General features: G+C 69.9%; 15 protein-coding genes. 8 read left to right on the forward strand and 7 right to left on the reverse strand.

Features of this window, described 5'->3' with window-relative positions:
• Nucleotides 1-7: 7 nt before the first annotated feature.
• Nucleotides 8-556, reverse strand: coding sequence for a thioredoxin domain-containing protein (locus C1707_RS07505; protein ID WP_180896934.1), 549 nt, complete (start codon nucleotides 554-556; stop codon nucleotides 8-10).
• A gap of 231 nt (nucleotides 557-787) precedes the next feature.
• Between C1707_RS07505 and C1707_RS07510 the strand changes: the two genes are divergently transcribed.
• Both C1707_RS07510 and C1707_RS07515 read left to right on the forward strand, forming a co-directional pair.
• Nucleotides 788-1,390, forward strand: a complete 603-nt coding sequence (locus C1707_RS07510; RefSeq protein WP_101714069.1) for a helix-turn-helix domain-containing protein — start codon at nucleotides 788-790, stop codon at nucleotides 1,388-1,390.
• A 74-nt stretch (nucleotides 1,391-1,464) separates the two neighbouring features.
• Nucleotides 1,465-2,214 (forward strand): SDR family oxidoreductase, encoded by a 750-nt coding sequence (locus tag C1707_RS07515; protein WP_101714068.1) that lies wholly within the window; start codon nucleotides 1,465-1,467, stop codon nucleotides 2,212-2,214.
• A 58-nt stretch (nucleotides 2,215-2,272) separates the two neighbouring features.
• Here the strand turns inward: C1707_RS07515 and C1707_RS07520 are convergent, their stop codons facing one another.
• Nucleotides 2,273-4,675 (reverse strand): TonB-dependent receptor, encoded by a 2,403-nt coding sequence (locus C1707_RS07520; protein WP_145998427.1) that lies wholly within the window; start codon nucleotides 4,673-4,675, stop codon nucleotides 2,273-2,275.
• Nucleotides 4,676-4,981: 306 nt separating this feature from the next.
• Complete coding sequence (locus C1707_RS07525; RefSeq protein ID WP_101714066.1) at nucleotides 4,982-6,433, reverse strand: S10 family peptidase; 1,452 nt, start codon at nucleotides 6,431-6,433, stop codon at nucleotides 4,982-4,984.
• A 431-nt stretch (nucleotides 6,434-6,864) separates the two neighbouring features.
• Here C1707_RS07525 and lpdA point away from each other — a divergent pair, with 431 nt between their 5' ends.
• Together lpdA and C1707_RS07535 are read left to right on the forward strand one after the other, a co-directional pair.
• Complete coding sequence (lpdA, locus tag C1707_RS07530) at nucleotides 6,865-8,268, forward strand: dihydrolipoyl dehydrogenase (protein WP_101714065.1); 1,404 nt, start codon at nucleotides 6,865-6,867, stop codon at nucleotides 8,266-8,268.
• Between the two features lie 86 nt (nucleotides 8,269-8,354).
• Nucleotides 8,355-8,675, forward strand: coding sequence for a hypothetical protein (locus tag C1707_RS07535; protein ID WP_145998426.1), 321 nt, complete (start codon nucleotides 8,355-8,357; stop codon nucleotides 8,673-8,675).
• A 248-nt stretch (nucleotides 8,676-8,923) separates the two neighbouring features.
• Here C1707_RS07535 and C1707_RS07540 read toward each other — a convergent pair whose 3' ends face one another.
• Nucleotides 8,924-10,930 carry a methyl-accepting chemotaxis protein gene (locus tag C1707_RS07540; RefSeq protein ID WP_101714063.1) on the reverse strand — a complete coding sequence of 669 codons (2,007 nt, stop codon included), beginning with the start codon at nucleotides 10,928-10,930 and terminating at the stop codon, nucleotides 8,924-8,926.
• A gap of 274 nt (nucleotides 10,931-11,204) precedes the next feature.
• Between C1707_RS07540 and C1707_RS07545 the strand changes: the two genes are divergently transcribed.
• Nucleotides 11,205-13,160 carry a sulfatase-like hydrolase/transferase gene (locus C1707_RS07545; RefSeq protein ID WP_101714062.1) on the forward strand — a complete coding sequence of 652 codons (1,956 nt, stop codon included), beginning with the start codon at nucleotides 11,205-11,207 and terminating at the stop codon, nucleotides 13,158-13,160.
• 96 nt (nucleotides 13,161-13,256) lie between these two features.
• Here the strand turns inward: C1707_RS07545 and C1707_RS07550 are convergent, their stop codons facing one another.
• The gene (locus C1707_RS07550) at nucleotides 13,257-14,171 is read right to left on the reverse strand and encodes a tyrosine recombinase XerC (protein ID WP_101714061.1); all 915 of its coding nucleotides are present in this window, start codon (nucleotides 14,169-14,171) and stop codon (nucleotides 13,257-13,259) included.
• A 137-nt stretch (nucleotides 14,172-14,308) separates the two neighbouring features.
• Nucleotides 14,309-14,989, reverse strand: coding sequence for a DUF484 family protein (locus C1707_RS07555; protein ID WP_101714060.1), 681 nt, complete (start codon nucleotides 14,987-14,989; stop codon nucleotides 14,309-14,311).
• A 146-nt stretch (nucleotides 14,990-15,135) separates the two neighbouring features.
• On the opposite strand from C1707_RS07555, the gene C1707_RS07560 reads away from it, so the two are divergent.
• Nucleotides 15,136-17,298 (forward strand): primosomal protein N', encoded by a 2,163-nt coding sequence (locus tag C1707_RS07560; protein WP_101714059.1) that lies wholly within the window; start codon nucleotides 15,136-15,138, stop codon nucleotides 17,296-17,298.
• Between the two features lie 156 nt (nucleotides 17,299-17,454).
• Here C1707_RS07560 and C1707_RS07565 read toward each other — a convergent pair whose 3' ends face one another.
• On the reverse strand, nucleotides 17,455-19,011 hold the full coding sequence (locus C1707_RS07565; RefSeq protein ID WP_101714058.1) for an MDR family MFS transporter: 1,557 nt from the start codon (nucleotides 19,009-19,011) through the stop codon (nucleotides 17,455-17,457).
• A 312-nt stretch (nucleotides 19,012-19,323) separates the two neighbouring features.
• Here C1707_RS07565 and C1707_RS07570 point away from each other — a divergent pair, with 312 nt between their 5' ends.
• Nucleotides 19,324-19,809, forward strand: a complete 486-nt coding sequence (locus tag C1707_RS07570; RefSeq protein ID WP_164467300.1) for a copper chaperone PCu(A)C — start codon at nucleotides 19,324-19,326, stop codon at nucleotides 19,807-19,809.
• A gap of 131 nt (nucleotides 19,810-19,940) precedes the next feature.
• Nucleotides 19,941-22,055: a M13 family metallopeptidase gene (locus C1707_RS07575; RefSeq protein WP_101714056.1), complete on the forward strand. Its 2,115-nt coding sequence runs from the start codon at nucleotides 19,941-19,943 to the stop codon at nucleotides 22,053-22,055.
• The last annotated feature ends 63 nt before the right edge of the window (nucleotides 22,056-22,118 follow it).

Below are 22,118 nucleotides of genomic sequence, written 5' to 3' on the forward strand. Positions count from 1 at the left end.
GGCGGCTCTAAAGCGCCGGCGCGGCGCAGACGCCGTCCGCGCAGTCGTCGCCGGCGTCGGCGGTCGTCGCCATGGCTGCGTCGGACTGCACCAGGGCCTGAACGGCCGCGCCCAGGGTCAGGTCGGGCGGATGGCCGAACAGCTTGTGGACCAAGCGGCCCTGGCGGTCGAACAGCAGCAGGCTTGGCGTGCCCTGCAGGGCGTAGGCCCGCATGGTCTGGGGAATGGGGCCGCCGTTCGGGTCCGGGGCGTCGATCCCGACCGGGAAACCGATCCGGTACTCGTGCAGGAAGGCTTCCAGCGCCGCCGGCGTGTTGGCCGCGTGATGCTCGAACACCGTGTGCAGGCCGATCACCGCCAGGTCGGACCCGGCGAAGGCCTCGCGCAGGCGCTGGGCCTGGGGCAGGGCGTTGGCCACGCAGCCAGGGCACAGCATCTGGAAGGCGTAGACCGCGACCACCCGGCCGGCGAGGGCGGGCAGGTCGAGCGGCGTCCTGGTGTTGAACCAGCGGCTGGTGGTCAGGGGCGGCGGCTTCGTCGTCATCGGGGGCGTCATGATGGCCTCGTGGCTTGCCGCCGATAGATGGGCGCCACTCGACGTCAGCCCAGGGCGGGATTGGGACGGGCCGGCTGTGAAATCACGACCGGAATGTCCTAGACCTGACGATCTTTGCGTAAAAATCGGAAAAGATAACTTTCCATCATTTCCATTTCGCGATTATTCGAGGCCCGCCATTCTCTCCTTCGACGCCGCGGCCGCCGGGCCCGCAAGGGGAGACTTCAGACCATGTTCGCCACCCAGACGATCGACGCCCGCGCCGCCCGCACCGGCGAAACCTCGCGCAGCTTCGCCCCGCGCGACGACGTGCAGGCCAGCGCCCTGCCCAAGCGCATCGCCGACCTGCTGCGCGACGCCCAGCGCACCGCCCGCGAGGACCGCGGCGAAGCCGAGCGCCGCATCCGCGAGGCCATGGCCCTGGTCGAACGCGAGGGCCTGCGCCTGCTGGAAGCCGCCGCCCCCGGCGAACTGGATCGTGGGGGCCTGGCCCCCTGGCAGATGCGCCGCATCGACGCCCATCTGGCCGCCAATCTCGACGGCTCGGTGCGGGTGACCGATCTGGCGGCCATCGCCAAGCTCAGCGTCAGCCACTTCTCGCGCGCCTTCGCCGCCAGCTACGGCATGGCCCCGCGCGACCACATTCTCAACCTGCGCCTGGAGCAGGCCCGCTCGATGATGCTGGCCTCGGCCGAGCCGCTGGGCCGCATCGCCATCGCCTGTGGCTTCTCCGACCAGGCCCACCTGTCGAACCGCTTCCGCCGCGCCTTCGACGTCAGCCCCAACGCCTGGCGCCGCCAGAACCTGCGCGCCGCCGACCCGGCCTATGCCTGAGGCCGTAGCAGGATCCGGGTGGCCGTATCGGGCCGCCGGTTTCTAGACCTTGCCCTCCAGATGAGGAGGCAAGCATGTCGTTACTGGACAACAAGGTCGCGATCGTCACCGGCGCGTCGTCGGGGATCGGACGGGCAACGGCCCTGCGGCTGGCGGCAGAGGGCGCGGCGGTGGTCGTCAACGCCCGGGGCGGCCACGCCCTGGAGATCGTCGCCGAGGAGATCCGCGCAAGCGGCGGGCAGGCCCATGCCGTGGCCGGCGACGTCGTCGATCCCGAAACCCACCAAGCCCTGGTCGCGGCCGCCGTCGAGCGGTTCGGCGGACTGGACGTCGCCGTCAACAACGCCGGGGCGGTCGGCCCCTACGCGCCGCTGGCCGAGATCGCGCTGGACGACTGGAACGCCGTGCTGGCGGCCAATCTGACCTCGGCCTTCCTGGGCGCGCGGGCCCAGGTTCCGGCCATGCTGGCGCGCGGCGGCGGCTCGCTGGTGTTCGTCTCGACCTTCGTGGGGACCAGCGTCGGCATCCCCGGCATGGCCGCCTACGGCGCGTCCAAGGCCGGCTTGATGGGGCTGGTGAAGGGGCTGACGGCCGACTACGCCGCGCGCGGGATCCGCGCCAACGCCCTGCTGCCGGGCGGGACCGACACGCCGATGGGCGGCGACGCGGCCCAGAAGGAGTGGGCGGCGGGCCTGCACGCCCTCGAGCGCATCGCCGACCCCGACGAGATCGCGGCCGCCGCCCTGTTCCTGGCCAGCCCGATGGCCAGCTTCATCGCCGGCTCGGCCCTCTACGCCGACGGCGGCAACGCGGCGGTGAAGTAGGCGCGAAAAGGGGCGGCCCCGCGAGAGGCCGCCCCCGTTCCGTACCTCGACGCGGGGCCTAGTAGCTGGCGCGCAGGGTGAAGGCGACCGCGCGGGCGTCGCCCGGCGTGCCGACCACCAGGCCCGAATTGCCCGAGACCACGGTGATGTTCTGCAGGTACTCGGCGTCGAAGGCGTTGCGCACCGAGACGAACGCCTCCCAGCCGCTTTCCGACTGGAAGCCGGCGCGCAGGTTGACGATCTCGTAGGCCTTGATGCGCGTGTACTGCGAGTCCGAGCTGTCGGCGTAGTAGGCCGAGCGGAAGCTGGCGTCGACGCCGGCATAGGCCTCGCCGGTCAGGCGGCCCAGGCTCGTCTTGGCGCGGTACTCGGCGCCCGCCGAGCCGGCCCACTTCGACAGGCCCGGCAGCTCCTTGCCCGACAGGTCGCAGGCGGCGGTGGACGTGCCGATCTTCTCCAGCGGGCAGGGGCCGTTCTTGAAGCTGGCGTACTTGCCGTCGGTGTAGGCCAGGTTGCCGTAGAACTTGAAGCCGCCGATCGAGCGGGTCGAGGCGTCCAGCTCCACCCCGCGCACCTCCACCTTCTCGACATTGGCCAGGTAGCCGCGCAGGGCGCCGGGGCCGCTGTCGACGACGTTGGCCTGGAAGTCCTTCACGTCGGTGGCGAAGGCGGCGACGTTGGCGGTGACCAGGCGGTCGAACCACTGGGTCTTCAGGCCGACGTCGATGGTGGTGACCTTCTCGGGGCGGATCACCGCGGCGGCCAGCGAGGGCGTGCCGGCGCTGGTCAGCGGCAGGGCGGTCATGTTGATGCCGCCCGACTTGTTGCCGCTGGAGACGGTGGCGTAGGCGTTGACGTCCTTGGTCAGGGCGTAGACCACGGCGATTTGGCCCGACCAGGCGCCGTCGTCGGTCTTGGCCGCGAAGTTCTGCGGCCGGGCGATGCCCAGGCGGCGGTTGAGCAGGGTGGTGTCGGTGGTCACCGAACCGCCCGTGGTGGTCTGGACGTAGGCGCCGTCCTTCTTCTCCTGGGTGTAGCGCACGCCGGGCGTGACGCTGAGGCGGTCGCTCACCTTCCAGGTCAGCTGGCCGAAGGCGGCGTAGCTGGTGGTGTCGATCGTGCTGTCGTTGAACACCGTGTAGCCCTCGAGCAGCGAGGCCGGGGTGTTGGTGGCGGGCAGCAGCCAGTACGAGGCGTCCGAGCCGTATTCGGTGACGCCGTGCGTGGTGACGTTCTGGTCGAAATAGTAGAGGCCCACGGTCCAGTCGAAGGCCTGGCCGCCGTTGTTGGACAGGCGGAATTCCTGGCTGAACTGCTTCTGGTGCGAGGGGTTGTTGGAGCGGCGGGTGACGTCCAGGGCGGTGTAGTCGCGGTCGTTGCGCGGCTCCCAGTCCCATTCGCGGTGAGCGGTGACCGAGGTCAGGGTGACCGCGCCGAAGTCGTAGTCGGCGACCGCCGACAGGCCGTTGACCCACTGGTCGGCCTGGATCGGGTCGTCGATGTCGGAGATGCGGTCGTAGGGGTTGGTGCTGGCGACCGTGTAGTTCTTGCCGGCGGCCAGGGCCGCGTACTGCTGGGCGGCGGGCTTCAGGGTCGTGCCGACCGTGACGTAGACCTGGGTGCAGCACTCGGGCTGCTGGACGGCGTAGTCGCCGTAGAGCCTGACCGTCAGCTGTTCGTTCGGGGTGAACTTCAGCTGGCCGCGATAGCCGGTGCTGGCCCGGGCGTTCTGGTAGCTGTTGCTCTTGGGGTTGTAGAGGTCGCCGTCGCGCCAGGTGCCGACGAACGACAGGCGGGCCGCCAGCTTGTCCTTGACGATCGGACCGGCCGCCGTGGCCTTGAACTGGCGGAAGTTGAGGCTGCCGTAACTGGCCTCGATGTCGGCCTCGAACTCCTGGGTGGCGTCGCGGGTGCTGATGTTCAGCGCGCCGGCGGTGGTGTTCTTGCCGAACAGCGTGCCCTGCGGACCGCGCAGCACCTCGATCTGCTGGATGTCGATGAAGTCGAGCGTCGCGGCCCCGGGGCGCGAATTGTAGACCTGGTCCACATAGATGCCGACGCCCTGCTCGAGGCCGTCGTTGGCCAGGCCGTAGCTGGCGCCGAGGCCCCGGATGGTCAGGGCGGTGTTGCGCGGGTTGGGCGACAGCACCTGCAGGGTCGGGACCAGCTGGGTCAGGGCGACGATGCTGTTGACGCCGGTCTGGGTCAGGGTTTCGGCCGAGGTCACCGTCAGGGCGATCGGCACTTCCTGGGCGCTTTCCTCGCGGCGGCGGGCGGTGACGAAGACCTGTCCGACCAGGCTGGCGTCGTCGTTGGCCGCCGGATCGGCGGGATCGGCCGGCGCGGTCGCGGCCGGCGCGGCGGGCGCCTCGGCGGCCAGGGCCAGGCTCGCGGTGGTGGAAAGAAGCGCGCCCAGCAGGGCGGCGCGGCCGAGCCTCTGGGCCGAAAGTCCGATCGTCACGTAGTGCCCCCTCAGTTCGAGATAACGCCATTCGGCGATTGGGGTGCGGTGATATCTACCTATTCCTATCGGTGAAATGGAGAATGGCTCCGCGACCGGCCAGTTTTTCTGCGGGGTGGTATGCGGTCCTGGTTGTGGAGCGGACAAGGCAAAGGCCGCCCCGGTCTCCCGGGACGGCCATCTGACTAGTCGTACTCCGCGAAAACCTCGTCCTTCGACAAGCTCAGGATGAGGTTTTCTAATGCGACGCTTCTGCCTTGGTCCTCACCCTGAGCCTGTCGAAGGGCGAGGGCCACGCAAGGTGCGTCAGTTCGCGCCGTACAGCTTCTTCACGTCCGCGCGGAAGGCCGCGCCGCTGTCGGGACGGCTGTAGAACATGTGGCCGCCGGCGTAGTTGGACAGGGTCACGCGGCCATTGGCCGTGGCCGGCATGGCGTCGACCACCAGGCGCGAGGCGAAGAACGGGCACGACAGGTCGTTGTAGCCGTGGACGATCAGCACCTTCAGCTTGGGGTCGACCGAGACCGACTTGCGCAGGTCGGTGACGGACTCGGTGTCGGGGCCGCGGCCGCGGTCCCAGGCCTGGTTCACCTCGCCCGACAGCGCGTCGTAGCGGCCCTCGACCTTCCAGCCGACGGTGCGGGTGGTGAAGTCGACGATGGCGCTGGTGGTCGGGGCGATGATCGAGTCGAGGATCGGATCGTTGATCTCCTGCTCGGGCGCGAACGGGAAGGGATCCAGCGACGTGACGTTGCTGTCGTAGCGGCTGCCCAGGCGGCCCGTCTGGCGGAACACCTCGCGCAGGAACGACTGGGTCTCCAGCCGGCCGCCGGCGCGACGCACATAGGTGGGATCAAGGCCGGTCATGGCCGAGACCTTGGTGGTCAGGCGATCCAGGGCGGCCGGGTCGGAGCCCTTCATCAGGTCGACCATGTATTCGCCGCGCGTGTAGTCCTCGACCTCCTTGATGGCGGCCGGGGTCAGCTTGCCTTCGCGTTCCAGCTTGGCGGCGGCGATCGAGGGCAGGGTCCACATCGACGGCAGGGGCGAGATTTCCTGGGCCGTGCGGCCGGCGCTCGACAGCAGCGGCGAGACCAGGACGAGGCCGCTGATCCCGACGCCGTAGTCGGTCTGCAGGGTGTAGGTCAGGCGCGGGCCGCGGAAGCCGCCGTAGCTTTCGCCGACGATGTACTTGGGCGACTGCAGGCGCTCGTTCTTGACCAGCCAGTCGAAGACGATGCGCGACAGGTAGTCGATGTCCTGCTTGACGCCGTAGAAGCGCTTCTTGGTCTCCTCGGGCGTGGTCAGGCTGCGCGAGAAGCCGGTGCCGACGGCGTCGATGAAGACCAGATCGGTGAAGTCCATCCAGCTGGCCGGATTGTCCTGCAGGCGCGTGGGGGCCGACGGGCTGTCGCCCTCGGCGCCGAACTGCACGCGTTTGGGACCGAGCGCGAAGTTCAGATAGACCGAGGCCGCGCCGGGGCCGCCGTTGAAGGCGAAGGTCACCGGACGGTTCGGATCGCGCGGGCCGTCCAGGGTGTAGGCGGTGAACACCACCTCGGCGATCTTCTTGCCCTTCTCGTCGCGCACCGGCAGCGAGCCGACGATGGCGGTGTAGGACAGCGTCCTGCCGGCCAGCACCGTGGTCTGCTTGACCGACTTGTCGGCCGGGAAGGCGGGCAGTTCGGCGGCCGGAGCGCCTTTGGCCGGAGCGTCGGGCTTGGCGTCCTGCGCCATGACCGGTCCGCCGGCCATCATGCCGATCGCGAGGGCCGCCCCCGCGGTCCACGACTTCCAAGTGCTGAGCAATGTCGCCTCCCGAACGCCGTCCGGCTCGACCTGAACCGGAGCGCCTTGCCGTCTGGAATCTGGAGCACGCGCGGCATGGCGCGCTCCGGTGAGGCCGAAATGGCTAGAGCATGGCCAAGCTCCCGGCAAGGACGGTTCGGAAAAGTGGGCGGCCGGCAAGAACGTGCCCGGCGGGCGGGCAGGGCGCGCCTGTTCAAGACGAGGGCGGCCAGGCCGAATTTCCCTTTTCCGATCGTGCTTAGGGGCGAAAAACGGGTTCCGTTTTGTCCCCCGCCGCACTAGGAGTAGCCCCGCCTCGGCAAGGCCTGCCAAAGCGTCTTGCCGACACCATATTTCTGTCCGGCGCCGTTCCTGGCGCGTTGCTGCAAGGCGAAGATCCCATGGCCCAATACGACGTCGTCATCATCGGGGGCGGCCCCGGCGGCTACAACGCGGCGACCCGCGCTGGCCAGCTGGGCCTGAAGGCGGCCATCGTCGAAGGTCGCGGCAAGCTGGGCGGCACCTGCCTGAACGTCGGCTGCATGCCCTCCAAGGCCCTGCTGCACGCCTCGGAATACTTTGACGCCGCCGCCAACGGCGAATTCGCCAAGCTCGGCATCGAAGTGAAGCCGAAGCTGAACCTCGACCAGATGATGGCCCAGAAGGCCGAGAGCGTCGAAGCCCTGACCAAGGGCGTCGAGTTCATCATGAAGAAGAACAAGGTCGAGTACGTGAAGGGCTGGGGCCGCATCGACGGACCCGGCAAGGTCGTCGTCAAGGCCGAGGACGGCAGCGAGCGCACGCTCGAGACCAAGCACATCGTCATCGCCACCGGCTCGGAGCCGACCCCGCTGCCGGGCGTGACCGTCGACAACGCCGGCCGCATCGTCGACTCGACGGGCGCCCTGTCCCTGCCGACCGTTCCCAAGAGCCTGATCGTGGTCGGCGCCGGCGTCATCGGCCTGGAGCTGGGTTCGGTGTGGCGTCGCCTGGGCGCGGAAGTCACCGTCGTCGAATACCTGGACCGCATCCTGCCGGGCACCGACACCGAAGTGGCCAACGCCTTCCAGAAGATCCTCGGCAAGCAGGGCTTCAAGTTCAAGCTCGGCGCCAAGGTCACCGGCGCGACCGACAACGGCAAGCAGGCCCAGCTGACCCTGGAGCCGGTCGCCGGCGGCGACGCCGAAACCCTGCAGGCCGACTACGTGCTGGTGGCCATCGGCCGTCGCCCGTTCACCCAAGGCCTGGGTCTGGAAACCGTGGGCATCACCCCCGACAAGCGCGGCGTGATCGCCAACGACCACTACAAGACCGGCGTCGACGGGATCTGGGTCATCGGCGACGTGACCTCGGGTCCGATGCTGGCCCACAAGGCCGAGGACGAGGCCGTGGCCTGCATCGAGCTGATCGCGGGCAAGGCCGGCCACGTGAACTACGACATCATCCCGGGCGTCATCTACACCAAGCCGGAAGTCGCCACCGTCGGTAAGACCGAAGACGAGCTGAAGGCCTCGGGCGTCGCCTACAAGGTCGGCAAGTTCCCGTTCCTGGCCAACAGCCGCGCCAAGATCAACCACGAGACCGACGGCTTCGTGAAGGTGCTGGCCGACGCCAAGACCGACCGCATCCTGGGCGCCCACGCCGTGGGTCCCAATGTCGGCGACATGATCGCCGAGATCTGCGTGGCCATGGAGTTCGGCGGCTCGTCGGAAGACGTCGCCCGCACCTGCCACCCGCACCCGACCCGCTCGGAAGCCATCCGCCAGGCGGCCATGGGCGTCGAAGGCTGGACGATGCAGGCCTAAGGCCTCGCGTCTGTCCTCTAATTAAGAAGAAGCGCGCCCGGGCGATCGGGCGCACAGTGGCGGGGTTTCGGCAACGGAGCCCCGCCATGCTTTTGTCCGCTATGCTGCTGGCCGCCGCCGTGCAGGCCGCGCCCGCCGACCACGTCCACGTCCTGCCGGTGACGCCGGGTCCCGCGCTGCAGGCCGACGCTCCGCCTCCGCCCGCCCGCATCGAGGACGGCCGCGTGATCCGTCCGCTCAAGCCGGGTTGCCCGCTGGCCAAGGTTACGCCGACCGACGAACCCAAGGGCCAGGACAAGGCCCGCCCCCTCTCCAACGAGCCCCGCTCAAGCCTGCGCTATGCCGTGATGCGCAGCATCGACGGCTGTCCGGTCGATGCGCCGATGAGAGTGCGGCGGGCGCGGTAGCAGGATCCTCCCCCTCTGGGGGAGGCGGCCCGAAGGGCCGGAGCGGGGCGTTTTCAGCTTTCAGAGTGGCGGCCATGCCGTGGCGGCTTCCCTCTCCGTCGGCTTCGCCGACACCTCTCCCTTCAGGGAGAGGGGCCTCGCAGGCGCGCCGTCGCGTCTCCATGAAAAAGAAAACCCCGCCGGCTTGCACCGGCGGGGCTTCGAAGTTCAGGGAGGATGCGCCCCCGGTACGCGGGGCGGTTACGCGATCAGAATTCTTCCCAGTCGTCGCTGCTGGCGGCGGGCGCCGACGAGGCGAAGGCGGCGAGCTTGGCCTGGGCCGAGCGGACCGGGTTGACGCCCGGGCGGCTGTCGGCGCCGGCCAGCGACACGGCCGGCTTGGCGGCGGCCGGAGCCGGACGCGAGACGGGCGGCGGCGCGGCGGCGCGGCGGGTCGAACCGCCGCCGGCCGAAGCGCGACGGGCTTCGGCGCCCGAGACCTGGAAGCGCGAGATCATCTGCATCAGGCCGTTGGCCTCGCCCTTCAGCGAGTGGCTGGCCGCGGTCGACTGCTCGACCATGGCGGCGTTCTGCTGGACGGTCTGGTCCATCTGGTTGACGGCGGCGTTGACCTGGTTGAGGCCGGTGGCCTGCTCCTGGCCCGAGGCCGCGATCTCGCTGACCAGGGCGTCGATCTCGCCGACCTTGCTGACGATGGCCTGCAGGGCCTCGCCGGTCTGGCCGACCATCGACACGCCCTGATTGACCTGCTGGGACGAGGTCGAGATCAGGGTCTTGATCTCCTTGGCCGCTTCGGCTGAGCGCTGGGCGAGAGCCCGCACTTCCTGGGCGACGACCGCGAAGCCCTTGCCCGCGTCGCCGGCGCGAGCGGCTTCGACGCCGGCGTTCAGGGCCAGGAGGTTGGTCTGGAAGGCGATCTCGTCGATCACGCCGATGATCTGGCTGATCTCGGTCGAGGACTTCTCGATCTGCTGCATGGCGTCGACGGCGCCCTTGACGACGACGCTGGAGCGTTCGGCGTCGGTGCGGGTCGAGCTGACCACGCGCGAGGCCTCCTGGGCGCCGGCCGACGAGCGCTTCACCGTGGCGGTGATCTCGTCGAGGGCGGCGGCGGTTTCCTCGAGGCTGGCGGCCTGCTGCTCGCTGCGGCGCGACAGGTCGTCGGCGGCCGAGGCGATCTCGTCGCTGCCGGCGCCGATGCCGTTGGCGGCGTGGACGATGGTGCGCATCGCCTCTTCCATCTGGGCGATGGCGCCGTTGAAGTCGGACTGCAGGCGCTTGTAGTCGGCCGGGAAATCGGCGTCGACGCGGTAGGTCAGGTCGCCTTCGGCCAGGCGGTTCAGGCCGGTGGCGATCTCTTCCATCACGAAGGCCTGCTCCTTGGCGGCGGCTTCGCGAACCTGTTCGTTGCGGCGGCGCTCGGCCTCGGTCTCGGCGGCGGCGCGCTGCTGGGCGGCCTCGGCGGTGCGCAGGGCCAGGGCGTTGTCCTTGAACACCTGGACCGAGCGGGCCATGGCGCCGACCTCGTCACGGCGCTGGGCGCCGGCGACCTCGACGTCCACCGAGCCCTGGGCCAGGATTTCCATGGTCTTGGACAGCTGGACCAGCGGGCGCGAGATCTTGGCGCGGCCGATCCACACGGCGTAGGCCAGGGCGGCGGCGGCCGAGATCAGGCCGAACAGCAGGGTCACGATGATGCCCGTCCGGGCGTCCTTCTGAGCCTTGCCGATGATCGCCTTGGTTTCGGCGGTGTGCTTGTCGGTCCAGTCCGACACGTCCTTGGTCAGGGCGGTGATGTCCGGATCGATCACGGCCATGACCATGATGCCGGCTTCGTTGGCGTCCTGCAGGCCCAGGTCCGCGCCCTGGCGGCCGCTGTCGTAGACCTTCTTGAAGCGGTTGCGGAAGCCGGCGACGTCCTTGGCGGTGCTCGGATCGGCCTTGACGACGGCGTCCAGGCGCTCGTTGCCGCTCTTCAGCGCGTCGTCGATCTCCTGCGAGGCCTGCTTGGCCGCGTCGGACGCGCCCTCGTTGGCGACGGTGCGATAGGCGGCGTAGCCGATGCTGGCGACGCGGCGGTTGAAGCGGGCCATCTCCAGCTCGGCCGGAGCGCGCTGCTGCACGATGTTGGACGCGGCGGCTTCCAGCTTCTTCTGCTGCCATACGCCGATGCCCACGCAGGCGATGGCGACCACGGCCAGCACGATGGCCGGCAGCATCACCTTGGTGGCGATCTTCAGATCGTCGAGCTTCATCAGGACTGTCCCGCTTTCAGCGTCCTCTCGCGCGTCGAGCGCCGCGGAGGTGTTTCATCTTTGGATCCACAAAGCAGGGCGCGCGGTAAAAGCGTGGTTAAGCGCGGCGTTTTCCCCAACCCGCGCGACTCCTTGTCGCAGGCCGAACGACGGTTTTCCGGCGCGGCGAGGCGGTGGTGAAATCGCCGTTCTGTGAAGGCGAGCACAGTCGTGTCACAACTTCAGCGTCAGCTTGCCGACATTCGGGCCGGCGAGCGTCCGAGGGGAGGCCGACATGACCAAGCGACCCAACATCCTGCTGATCACCTGCGACCAGTATCGCTTTCCGCGCCTGTCCTACGGGGCGGCCCACGGCCTGGCCGAAGGGCTCAAGGACGTGCTGGGCTTTCAGCCGCTGAAGCCGGACAACGCCTACATCCAGCACTTCCCGGGCCTTTCGGCCCTGCGCGACAACGCCGTGCTGCTGGCCAACCATACCATCGCCGCCAGCGCCTGCACGCCCAGCCGGACGGTGATCTACACCGGCCAGTACGGCACGCGCACCGGCGTCACCCAGACCGACGGCCTGTTCAAGAGCGGGGACTCGCCCAACTTCCCCTGGCTGGCCGCCGACGGCATCCCGACGCTGGGCGACTGGATGCGCCAGGCCGGCTACACCACCCACTATTTCGGCAAGTGGCACGTCAGCGACCCGGCTCGCCACACGCTGGAGGACTACGGCTTCGACGACTGGGAAGAAAGCTGGCCCGAGCCGCACGGCGCGGCGATCAACAATCTGGGCCTCTATCGCGACGCCGGCTTTTCCGACACCGCCTGCGCCTTCATCCGCCGCCAGGCCCTGGCGGTGAACTACGACCGGGCCGTCGCCACCGCCCAGTCGCACGACCCCTACGCCTCGGGCCCCGATCCGGAAAACCTGAAGCCGTGGTTCGCCGTGGCCTCGTTCACCAACCCCCACGACATCGCCACCTATCCGGCGGTGATCGGCCAGGCCCTGCCTACGCCCGACGGCGGCGGCGTGCAGGGGATCTTCCAGCCGCTGACCGTGCCGCTGCAGGGCCAGCGGACGCCGACGCCGACCGGCGGCACGGCCACCGTGCCGCTCAATCCCGGCGGCTTTGCCCAGGACTGCGGACACGTGCCGCCGACCTGGGACGAGGACCTGTCGACCAAGCCCTCGGCCCAGCACGACTACGCCTGGAAGATGGGCCTGGCCCTCAATTCCAAGACCGGCTTCAACGTCGCGCGGGGCATGGGGATCACCGATACGGACAAGGCGCTGGAGGCGGCGGCCGACATCGCCCTCCAGGGGCCGATCCCGTTCCAGCTGACGGACGATCCGCGCGGCGGGGTGAAGGCCTTCGTCCAGCTCTATGGCTGGCTGCACAGCGTGGTCGACGTGCACATCGCCGCCGTGCTCGAGACGCTGGACGCCACGGGCCAGGCCGACAACACCATCGTCGTCTTCCTCACCGACCACGGCGAGATGGCCGGCGCCCACGGCATGATGCTGGAGAAGTGGCACACGGCCTATCAGGAGGTGCTGCACGTGCCGGTGGTCGTGCGCTTCCCGCCGTCGCTCGCGCCGGCCGGGCTGCCGGAAGGCGTTCCGCTGGCCAAGGAGGCCCTGACCAGCCACGCCGACATCGTGCCGACCATCCTGGGCCTGGCCGGGGTGGGCGAGGCCGAGCGCGACGCCATCGCCGGCGTGCTGGCCAAGAGCCGGCCCACGCCGCCGCTGCCGGGGGCCAACCTGGCGCCGCTGATCCGGGGCGAGACCGACCGGGTGATCGAGCCCGACGGCAGCGAGCGGCTGGGCGTGCTGTTCATCACCGACGACGAGATCACCGCGCCCCTGGCGCCGCTGAACAACCCGCACAACACCAAGTGCGAGAAGGAGTACGCGGTGTTCGACGTGGCGGTGGAGAAGCTGCGGAAAGGCCGTCCGGGGCGGCCGCCGGTGGACATCGCCCCCGGCTCGGTGCGCCAGCCCAACCACGTGCGCTCGGTGCGCACCCTGACCCACAAGCTGACCCGCTATTTCGACCCGTCGGGCCGCGTCGAGCAGGAATGGGAGCTGTACGACCTGGTCGCCGATCCCAACGAGACGGTGAACTTGGTCTACGTCAACGCCAACCCGCCCAGGGCCCGCCTCGACCCGGCCCTGCAGTCGGAAGTGGATCGCCTGGCCGCGCTGTTGGCGGCGCTGGAGGAGCGGGATCTTTCCTGATCTCCAAGCTCGTCATCCCGGCCGGAGCGTAGCGAAGAGCCGGGACCCATGCCGCGCGGCTTCCGGGATGACGGGGGGAGGGTAAGGCGCGCTAGCCTAAGCCCGAGGATGCGCCTTCCCATACGCCGCCAGCAGCCCCTCGGCGTCGACCTGGGTGTAGCGCTGGGTGGTCGACAACGAGGCGTGGCCCAGCAGGTCCTGGATCGAGCGCAGGTCGGCGCCGGCCCCCAGCAGGTGGGTGGCGAAGCTGTGCCGCAGGGCGTGCGGCGTGGCGCGGTCGGAAAGGCCCAGCCGCCCGCGCAGCAGCTGCATCGCCGCCTGCACGTGGCGCGGCGACAGCGGCCCGCCGCGCTTGGCGCGGAAGAGCGGCTCGTTGGGCGACAGCACGAAGGGCAGGACGGCCAGATAGGCGTCGACCGCCGCGCGCACGGCGTCGAGCACCGGCACGATCCGGGTCTTGCCGCCCTTGCCGGTGATGCGCAGGGTCTCGGCCAGCGGCGCGTCGGCCCGGGTCAGCGACAGGCCTTCGGAAATCCGCAGGCCGCAGCCCCAGAGCAAGGTCAGCACCGCCTCGTCGCGGGCGGCCTCCCATTCGTCGCGGTCGGGGTCGAGGGCGATCTCGGCCAGCAGGCCCCGGGCCTGGTCTTCGGTGACCGGACGCGGCGCGCCGACCTTGATGCGCGGGCCTCGCACCAGGCCGATGGCGGCGTTGGGGGTGGAAAGGCGGGCGTCCAGGAAGCGGTGGAAGGCGCGGATCGACGATAGGCTCTGGCTGACCGAGCGCGGCGACAGCGGATGATCGCCCGAACGGCGGAAGGCCAGATAGGCCCGCAGGTCGGCGGCCGACACCGCGCCGAGGTCGGCGAGCGACAGGCTTCCGCCGTTGTGGCCCTCGATGAAGTTCAGATAGGCCAGCACGTTGTCGCCATAGGCCCGCACCGTGCGCGGCGAGGCGCGGCGCTCGTCGGCGAGGTGCGCGAGCCAGGCGGAAAGGGCTTCGCGGGCGTGCATCTAGATCCTCCCCGTCTGGGGGAGGTGTCGGCGAAGCCGACAGAGGGGGGAGGGGGGGCACGGCCAGCCAGCTTCGCGGAAGCTGAGAGCGCCCCCCTCCGGCCCTCTGGGCCGCCTCCCCAGGGGGGAGGATCTCATTAGGGAACCGGCCAGCGTTCGGCCGTGCGCTCGACGACGCGGGCGAGGAACGCCACCAGGTCGGAGCCCATGTCGGGGGTGAAGGCTTCGGGATCGGTCGAGCCGAAGGCCAGGACGCCCTGGCGCGAGGGCTCCCACAGCGCCATGCGGACCAGGGCCATGCTGCGGATGGTGTCGAGCTTGTCGCCGAACAGGCCGAGCGCCGGCGCGAAGAAGCCCATGCGGGCCACGCCGTGGTCGCCCATGATCATGTCGACCTGGCCGTCGACCAGGGCGTGCCAGCCGGCCGGCACGCGGGCGGGGCCTTCCAGGGCCACCGTGCCGGCGGCCAGGCTGAAGCGCAGGGCGGCCATCTCGTCGACGCGGCGGGCGAGGTCTGAATGGTTGCGGGCGTCGAGCAGGTCGATGACCGCGGCGTGGACCTGGGCCTGGGCCGACATGTTGGCGCGGGCGGTGTCCTCGATGGTCTTGCGCACCTCGGCCTCGCGCTCGCGGGCGGCGGCGGCGCGGGCGATGGCGGCGGGGCCGAACTCGACGATGTTGCCGGTGTCGAGCTTGAGGCCCAGGTCGGCGAGCAGGTCGGTGTCCTCGCGCAGCACGTCGGGCTGCTCGCGAAGGAAGTCGCGGACCAGATCCGGATCGATCTGCGGCTGGACCATCGCCTGGCTGGATTCGCTCATGACCCCTCACACATCGGTTCACCTGCACGCGTCAGGCGAGGCCGATGAAGCCCTGTTTCGGTTAACGCCGGCTTGATGACAGCGTTGGTCGTAACCGCTTCAGCCGTCTCGACGCGGCGACGTTTCTGGCGCAGAAGGCGGGTCTCATGCCGCGCATCGCCTCCGTCCTGCTGCCCATGCCGCTGCCCGAGGCCTTCGACTACGCCGAGCCGGAGGGCCTGGCGCTGGCCGTCGGCGACCATGTCGCCGTGCCCCTGGGGCCGCGCACCGTGCGCGGTGTGGTGACCGCCCTGCGCGAAGGCGCGGGCGGCAACCGGCCGCTCAAGCCGGTTCTGCACCGCGTGGACGATCCGCGCCTGCCGGCCAACGTCATCACCTTCGTCGAATGGGCCGCGCGCTACAGCGTCGACGTGCCGGGCTGGCCGCTGGCCATGGCCCTGCGCGGCCTGCGCCACCCGGCGGCCAAGCCCGAAAAGGCCGTGGCCCTGACCGGCGTCCAGCCCGGCCGCATGACGCCGGCCCGGCTGAAGGTGCTGGCGGCCGCCGAACACGGCCCGATGAGCGCCGCCGAGCTGGCCCGCCAGGCGGGCGTCTCGGCCGGGGTGGTCAAGGGGCTGGTCGACGAGGGGGCGCTGGAGCCCGTCCTGGTCGCCGCCGACGACAGCGTGCCCCAGCCCGACCTTTCCCTGCCGGCCCAGACCCTCAACCCGAGTCAAAAGGCCGCGGCCGACGAGATGGCCGACATGCTGGCGGCCGGCGGCTTCCAGGCCGCGCTGCTGGACGGCGTCACCGGTTCGGGCAAGACCGAAGTCTATCTCGAGGTCGCCGCCGCGGCCCTGGCCGCCGACCCGGCCGCCCAGGTGCTGGTGCTGCTGCCCGAGATCGCCCTCACTCAAGCCGTCATGGCCCGCTTCGAGCAGCGCTTCGGGGCCGCGCCGATCGAGTGGCATTCGGGCGTCTCGCCGCCGCGCCGCCGCCGGGCCTGGGAGGCGGTGGCGGACGGCCGCGCCCGCATCGTGGTCGGCGCCCGCTCGGCGCTGTTCCTGCCGTTTACGAACCTCAAGCTGATCGTCGTCGACGAGGAGCACGACGGCTCGTTCAAGCAGGAGGAGGGCTTCATCTACCAGGCCCGCGACCTGGCCGTGGCCCGCGCCAAGATCGAGGGCGCGCTGGTGGTGCTGGCCTCGGCCACCCCGTCGCTGGAAAGCCTGTGGAACGCCCACCAGGGCCGCTATCGCTGGCTGCGCCTGGGCGCGCGGCACGGCGCGGCGCAGCTGCCCGACGTGCACCTGATCGACATGCGGGCCAATCCGCCCGAGCCTGGTCGCTGGCTGTCGCCGACCCTGGTCAAGGCGGTGTCCCTGACCCTGCAGAAGGGCGAGCAATCCCTGCTCTTCCTCAACCGCCGAGGCTATGCGCCGCTCGTTCTGTGCCGGGCCTGCGGCGAGAAGCTGAAGTCGCCCGACAGCGACAGCTGGCTGGTCGAGCACCGCTACACCGGGCGCCTGGTCTGCCACCTGACCGGCTTCTCGATGAAGAAGCCCGAGGCCTGCCCGCACTGCGGGGCCAAGGACAGCCTGGTGTCGATCGGCCCGGGCGTGGAGCGGGTGGAGGAGGAGGCGCGCTATCTCTTCCCCGACGCCCGCATCGCCGTGTTCTCGTCCGACACGGTGTTCGATCCGGCCGGGGCGCGGGCGCTGGTCGACGCGATGACGGCCGGCGAGATCGACATCCTGGTGGCCACCCAGGCCGCCGCCAAGGGCCACAACTTCCCCAACCTGACCCTGGTGGGGGTGATCGACGCCGACCTTTCCCTGCGCGGCGGCGATTTGCGGGCCGGAGAGCGGACCTTCCAGCTTCTCGCGCAAGCGACCGGCCGGGCCGGCCGCCACGAGAAGCCCGGCCGCGCCTACCTGCAGACCTACGCCCCCGAGCACGCCGTGCTGCAGGCCCTCAAGGCCCAGGATCGCGACGCCTTCGTCGAGGCCGAGATGGCCATGCGCGAGGAGGCCGGGCTGCCGCCGTTCGGACGCCTGGCGGCCGTGATCGCCTCGGGCCCCGACGCCGAGGCGCTGGAGGCCTACGTCCAGGCCCTGGCCGCGGCGACGCCCAACGCCGAGGGGGTGGAAGTCTACGGCCCCGCCGACGCGCCGCTGGGCCTGGTGCGCGGCCGCCGCCGCAAGCGGTTCCTGGTCCGCGCCGGCCGCAATGTCGACCTGCCAGGGTTCATGGCGGCGTGGCGGGCGCGGGCCAGGGTTCCCAACTCGGTGCGTGTGACGATCGACATCGACCCGTATTCGTTTCTGTAGGGCCGGGAAGACCCCGAAGATCCTCCCCCCCCTCTGGGGGAGGTGGCGCGAAGCGCCGGAGGGGGGTCGTTTTCAGCTTCCGCAGGGGAGGCCGGTTTCGCAGCTGCTCCCCTCTCCGTCCGCTTCGCGGACACCTCTCCCACAGGGAGAGGATCTCTATTCCTTCTCCAGCACCGGCTCCTGCGCCGGCATGCGCGAGCGCAGGGGCAGGGCGGGGACGAACAGGATCACGATCACGCCCAGCACGATCACCGCCAGCGCCGCCTGCATCACGCCGCTGACGGCGAACGACAGGGCCTGGCCCAGCGCCGGGTCGCGATGGCCGCCGACGACGCCGGTCTCCAGCGCCATGCCCTGCAGCGCGCCCAGGTCCAGCTTGCCGCCGCCGTAGTTGGCCAGCTGGGTGGTCAGCAGGGCGCCGGCCATGGCCACGCCCACCGTCGAGCCGATCTGGCGGAAGAACTGGTTGGAGCTGGTGGCCACGCCGATGTCGCGCGGGGTCACCGCGTTCTGGGAGGCCAGGTTGAATAGGCTGTGGTTGGGGCCGAGGCCGACGCCGACCACCAGCAGCAGGCCGCACAGCAGGCCAAGGCTCAGGCTCGCCAGGTGCGTCATCGGCAGCACGCCGATCAGCAGCAGCACCGCCCCGCCCAGCATGAACGGCTTGTACTTGCCCGTGCGGGTGACCAGCACGCCCGACACCGACGAGCCGACGATCATGCCGCCCATCAGCGGCAGCATGGCCAGGCCCGAGGTGGTGGCGTCGACTCCCAGGCCCAGCTGCATGTAGAGCGGCAGGAACACCGCCACCCCCATGAAGGCCATGGAGATCAGGAAGGCCGCCAGGTTGGCGGTGACGAAGGTGCGGTTGGTAAACAGCCGCAGCGGCAGGATCGGGTTGGAGACCTTGCTCTCGACATAGACGAACAGCGCCAGGGCCACGGCCGCGCCGAGGAACAGGCCGATGCTCTGGGGCGAGGTCCAGGCGATGTCGTGGCCGCCGAGGCTCAGCGCCAGCAGCAGCGGCACGAAGGCGGCGATCAGCAGGGCCGCGCCCAGAAAGTCGATGCTGCCGGACCGCTGATGCGGCAGGGTCGGCATCTTCACCATGATCATGAACAGCGACAGCAGGCAGAGCGGCAGGTTGACGTAGAACACCCAGCGCCAGCCGGCGACCATGTGGCCGGCCAGGGTCACCGTGCCGTGATCGGTGAAGTAGCCGCCGATCAGCGGGCCCAGCACGCTGGACAGCCCGAACACCGAGCCGAAGATGCCGGCGAACTTGCCCCGCTCGCGCGGCGGATAGAGGTCGGCGATGATCGCGAAGGCGGTGGTGAACAGCGCGCCGCCGCCGATGCCCTGCAGGGCGCGGAAGACGATCAGCTGCACCATGCCGCTCATGCCGGCGACGGTCCCGAACTCGCCCGACAGGCCCGACAGCCACGAGCCGACCATGAAGATCGAGATGCCGATCACCAGGATGGGCTTGCGGCCGTAGATGTCGCCCAGCTTGCCCCAGATCGGCACCATCACCGTCGAGCTCAGCAGGTAGGCGGTGGTCACCCAGCTGTAGAGCGTCAGGCCGTGCAGTTCGGAGATGATCCGCGGCATGGCGGTGGAGACGATGGTCTGGTCGAGCGCGCTGAGCAGGAAGACGATCATCAGGCCGGCCAGGGTGGTGCGGCGTTCGGTGTCGGTGAATTGACCGGTCATGCGGTGGTCCGTCGAGCGTGATCGCCCCGCCTAGCACGGTTCAGCCGGCCTGGGGCAGGGGCGATGCGCGAGAGGTCGAGGAGCGGTGACGGCCAGGATCCTCCCCCTGTGGGGGAGGTGGCCCGAAGGGCCGGAGGGGGGGCGTTTTCAGCTTCCGCTGACGTTCTCCAGCTCGCAGCCACTCCCCCCTCCGTCGGCTTCGCCGACACCTCCCCCACAGGGGGAGGGTCTTCCATCCAACCTACGGTCGCTCGCCGCCCGCGTCCAACCGGCGTAAGGCGTCTTCTCAACGCTTCGTCAAGACCCACCCCCATGCGCCGTTTCGCCCCCCTGCTCTCCGTCCTGGCCCTGGCTCCCATGCTCGCCGCCGCCGCGCCGCGGGCGGTTGAGGTCGACGTCCGCCAGGCCTGGGCCCGGCCGGTGGCGGGGGCAGGCATGAACAGCGCCGGCTACATGGTGCTGGCCAATCGCGGCCGCACGCCGATCACCCTGACCGGGGCCTCCAGCCCGCTGGCGCGCGAGCTGATAGTCCATCGCACCACGCAGAAGGACGGCGTCTCGTCGATGCGGGCCATGGGCCAGGGCCTGGTGATCCCGCCGGGCGGCCAGGTCGCCTTCGCCCCGGGCGGGAACCACTTCATGATCATGGGCCTAAAGCGCCCGCTGAAGCCGGGCGAGCGCCTGGCCCTGACCCTGGCGTTCGACGGCGGCCGCAAGGTCGAGGCGCAGATGGCGGTCCGCACGGCCCCGCCGCAACCGGCGGCTGCGGTCGCGCCGGTCCAGCCGCACCGGCACTGACCCAAGGTGGCGCTTTCGTGGCGCCTGGAGGGGCGCCGCGCCGCCTCACGGAAACATGACAGAATTTTAAGGCAGGAAATTCCGCTGTCCGGCGCAGATTGCCGCGGGTTTTCCAACGGATCTGCCTTTCGATGAAAAAAGCTTGGTTCGGCGCCGCCGCGGCGGTCGCCCTTTCGATCTCCGCCTACGGCGCCCAGGCGCATGAAGAGCACGCCTGCGTCGACGACGCCTGCACCGTGCAGTCGCTGTTCGTCCAGGGCGCGGAAGGCGGCGGCTCGGCCGTTTCGCTGGAGTCGCCGCGCTACGGCGCCTGGGGCTTCGACCTCACGGGCATGAACACCTCGGTCAAGCCGGGCGACGACTTCTACAAGTACGCCAACGGCAAGTGGGACGAGACCACCCAGATCCCCGCCGACCGCACGCGCTACGGCAACTTCGACAAGCTGTCGGAATTGTCGGAAGCCCGCACCCGCGCGATCATCGAGGGCGCCGCCGCCGGCAAGACCACCGACGCCGACAGCGTCAAGGTCGGCGCGGCCTACAAGGCCTTCATGGACGAGGCCCGCATCGAGAAGCTGGACGCAGCCCCGATCGCCAGCGAGCTGAAGCAGGTCAAGGCCGTCAAGACCAAGGACGAGTTCACCGCCCTGATGGGCAAGAGCCCGACCACGGGCTTCGCCTCGCTGCTGAGCCTCTACGTCTCGACCGACGCCAAGAACCCGACCCGCTACGCCGTCTATGCCGGCGCCGGCGGCCTGTCGCTGCCCGACCGCGACTACTATCTCGACGCCAAGTTCGCCGACAAGAAGACCGCCTACGAGGCCTATGTCGCCAAGATGCTGGGCTTCGCCGGCTGGGCCAATCCGGCCGAGAGCGCCAAGGCCGTCGTCGCCTTCGAGACCCAGCTGGCCGAAGCCAGCTGGACCCGCGTCGAGCGCCGCAACCGCGACAAGACCTACAATCCCAAGACCTGGGCCGAACTGCAGGCCCTGACGCCGGGCTACGACTGGAACCGCTACCTGGTCGGCACCGAGCTGCCCAAGCTCGACCGCGTGGTGGTGACCACCGACACGGCCTTCCCGAAGTTCGCCAAGATCTATGGCGACACCTCGCTCGACACCCTCAAGGCCTGGCAGGCGTTCAAGGTCGTCGACGGCGCCGCGCCGATGCTGTCCAAGCGCTTCGCCGACGCCAGCTTCGAGTTCCGCGGCAAGACCCTTTCGGGCCAGCCCGAGCAGCGCCCGCGCTGGAAGCGCGGCGTCGCCCAGGTCAACGGCATGCTCGGCGAGAGCGTCGGCAAGGTCTATGTGGCCGAATACTTCCCGCCGGACTCCAAGGCCAAGATGGTCGACCTGGTGGCCAACCTGCGCACCGCGCTGAAGGCCCGCATCGAGAGCCTCGACTGGATGGGTCCGGAGACCAAGGACAAGGCCCTCGACAAGCTGGCCAAGTTCACCGTCAAGATCGGCTATCCCGACAAGTGGCGCGACTACTCCAAGCTGGAGATCCGCGCCGACGACGCCTACGGCAACGCCCTGCGGGCCGGCGCCTTCGAATGGCGCCATGACGTCGAGCGCCTGAACCAGCCGGTGGACAAGAGCGAGTGGGGCATGACCCCGCAGACGGTCAACGCCTACTACAACTCGGTCAACAACGAGATCGTGTTCCCGGCCGCCATCCTGCAGGCGCCGTTCTTCCATCCCGACGCCGACCCGGCCGTGAACTACGGCGGCATCGGCGGCGTGATCGGCCACGAGATCGGCCACGGCTTCGATGACCAGGGCCGCAAGTCCGACGGCGACGGCGTGCTGCGCGACTGGTGGACGGCGCAGGACGCCGCCCGCTTCGACGCCCAGGCCGACAAGCTGGGCGCCCAGTACTCGGCCTTCGAGCCGTTCCCGGGCGTGCACGTCAACGGCAAGCTGACCATGGGCGAGAACATCGGCGACATGGGCGGCCTGTCCTTCGGGCTGGACGCCTACCACGCCTCGCTGAAGGGCCAGCCGGCCCCGGTGCTGGACGGCTTCACCGGCGACCAGCGGGTCTATCTGGGCTGGGCCCAGGTGTGGCGCCAGAAGAGCCGCGACGACGCGCTGAAGCAGCAGATCGCCAGCGACCCGCACTCGCCGGCCTACTACCGCGTCAACGGCACGATCCGGAACCAGCCGGGCTGGTACAAGGCCTTCGACATCAAGCCGGGCGACAAGCTCTACATCGCGCCGGAAGATCGCGTGAAGATCTGGTGACCTGAGAAGAGACCCTCTCCCTGTAGGAGAGGTGTCGCCGAAGGCGACGGAGAGGGGAGTGGT

The sequence above is a fragment of the Caulobacter flavus genome (assembly GCF_003722335.1).
In the GTDB taxonomy this organism is placed as follows: domain Bacteria; phylum Pseudomonadota; class Alphaproteobacteria; order Caulobacterales; family Caulobacteraceae; genus Caulobacter; species Caulobacter flavus.

Coding starts and splice junctions, on each gene's coding strand:
- C1707_RS07545 (WP_101714062.1), top strand. CDS start 11,205: ATGACCAAGCGACCCAACATCCTGCTGATCACCTGCGACCAGTATCGC.
- C1707_RS07550 (WP_101714061.1), bottom strand. CDS start 14,171: ATGCACGCCCGCGAAGCCCTTTCCGCCTGGCTCGCGCACCTCGCCGAC.
- C1707_RS07525 (WP_101714066.1), bottom strand. CDS start 6,433: ATGATGGCCGGCGGACCGGTCATGGCGCAGGACGCCAAGCCCGACGCT.
- C1707_RS07505 (WP_180896934.1), bottom strand. CDS start 556: ATGACGCCCCCGATGACGACGAAGCCGCCGCCCCTGACCACCAGCCGC.
- C1707_RS07540 (WP_101714063.1), bottom strand. CDS start 10,930: ATGAAGCTCGACGATCTGAAGATCGCCACCAAGGTGATGCTGCCGGCC.
- C1707_RS07560 (WP_101714059.1), top strand. CDS start 15,136: ATGCCGCGCATCGCCTCCGTCCTGCTGCCCATGCCGCTGCCCGAGGCC.
- C1707_RS07535 (WP_145998426.1), top strand. CDS start 8,355: ATGCTTTTGTCCGCTATGCTGCTGGCCGCCGCCGTGCAGGCCGCGCCC.
- lpdA (WP_101714065.1), top strand. CDS start 6,865: ATGGCCCAATACGACGTCGTCATCATCGGGGGCGGCCCCGGCGGCTAC.
- C1707_RS07510 (WP_101714069.1), top strand. CDS start 788: ATGTTCGCCACCCAGACGATCGACGCCCGCGCCGCCCGCACCGGCGAA.
- C1707_RS07515 (WP_101714068.1), top strand. CDS start 1,465: ATGTCGTTACTGGACAACAAGGTCGCGATCGTCACCGGCGCGTCGTCG.
- C1707_RS07575 (WP_101714056.1), top strand. CDS start 19,941: ATGAAAAAAGCTTGGTTCGGCGCCGCCGCGGCGGTCGCCCTTTCGATC.
- C1707_RS07570 (WP_164467300.1), top strand. CDS start 19,324: ATGCGCCGTTTCGCCCCCCTGCTCTCCGTCCTGGCCCTGGCTCCCATG.
- C1707_RS07555 (WP_101714060.1), bottom strand. CDS start 14,989: ATGAGCGAATCCAGCCAGGCGATGGTCCAGCCGCAGATCGATCCGGAT.
- C1707_RS07565 (WP_101714058.1), bottom strand. CDS start 19,011: ATGACCGGTCAATTCACCGACACCGAACGCCGCACCACCCTGGCCGGC.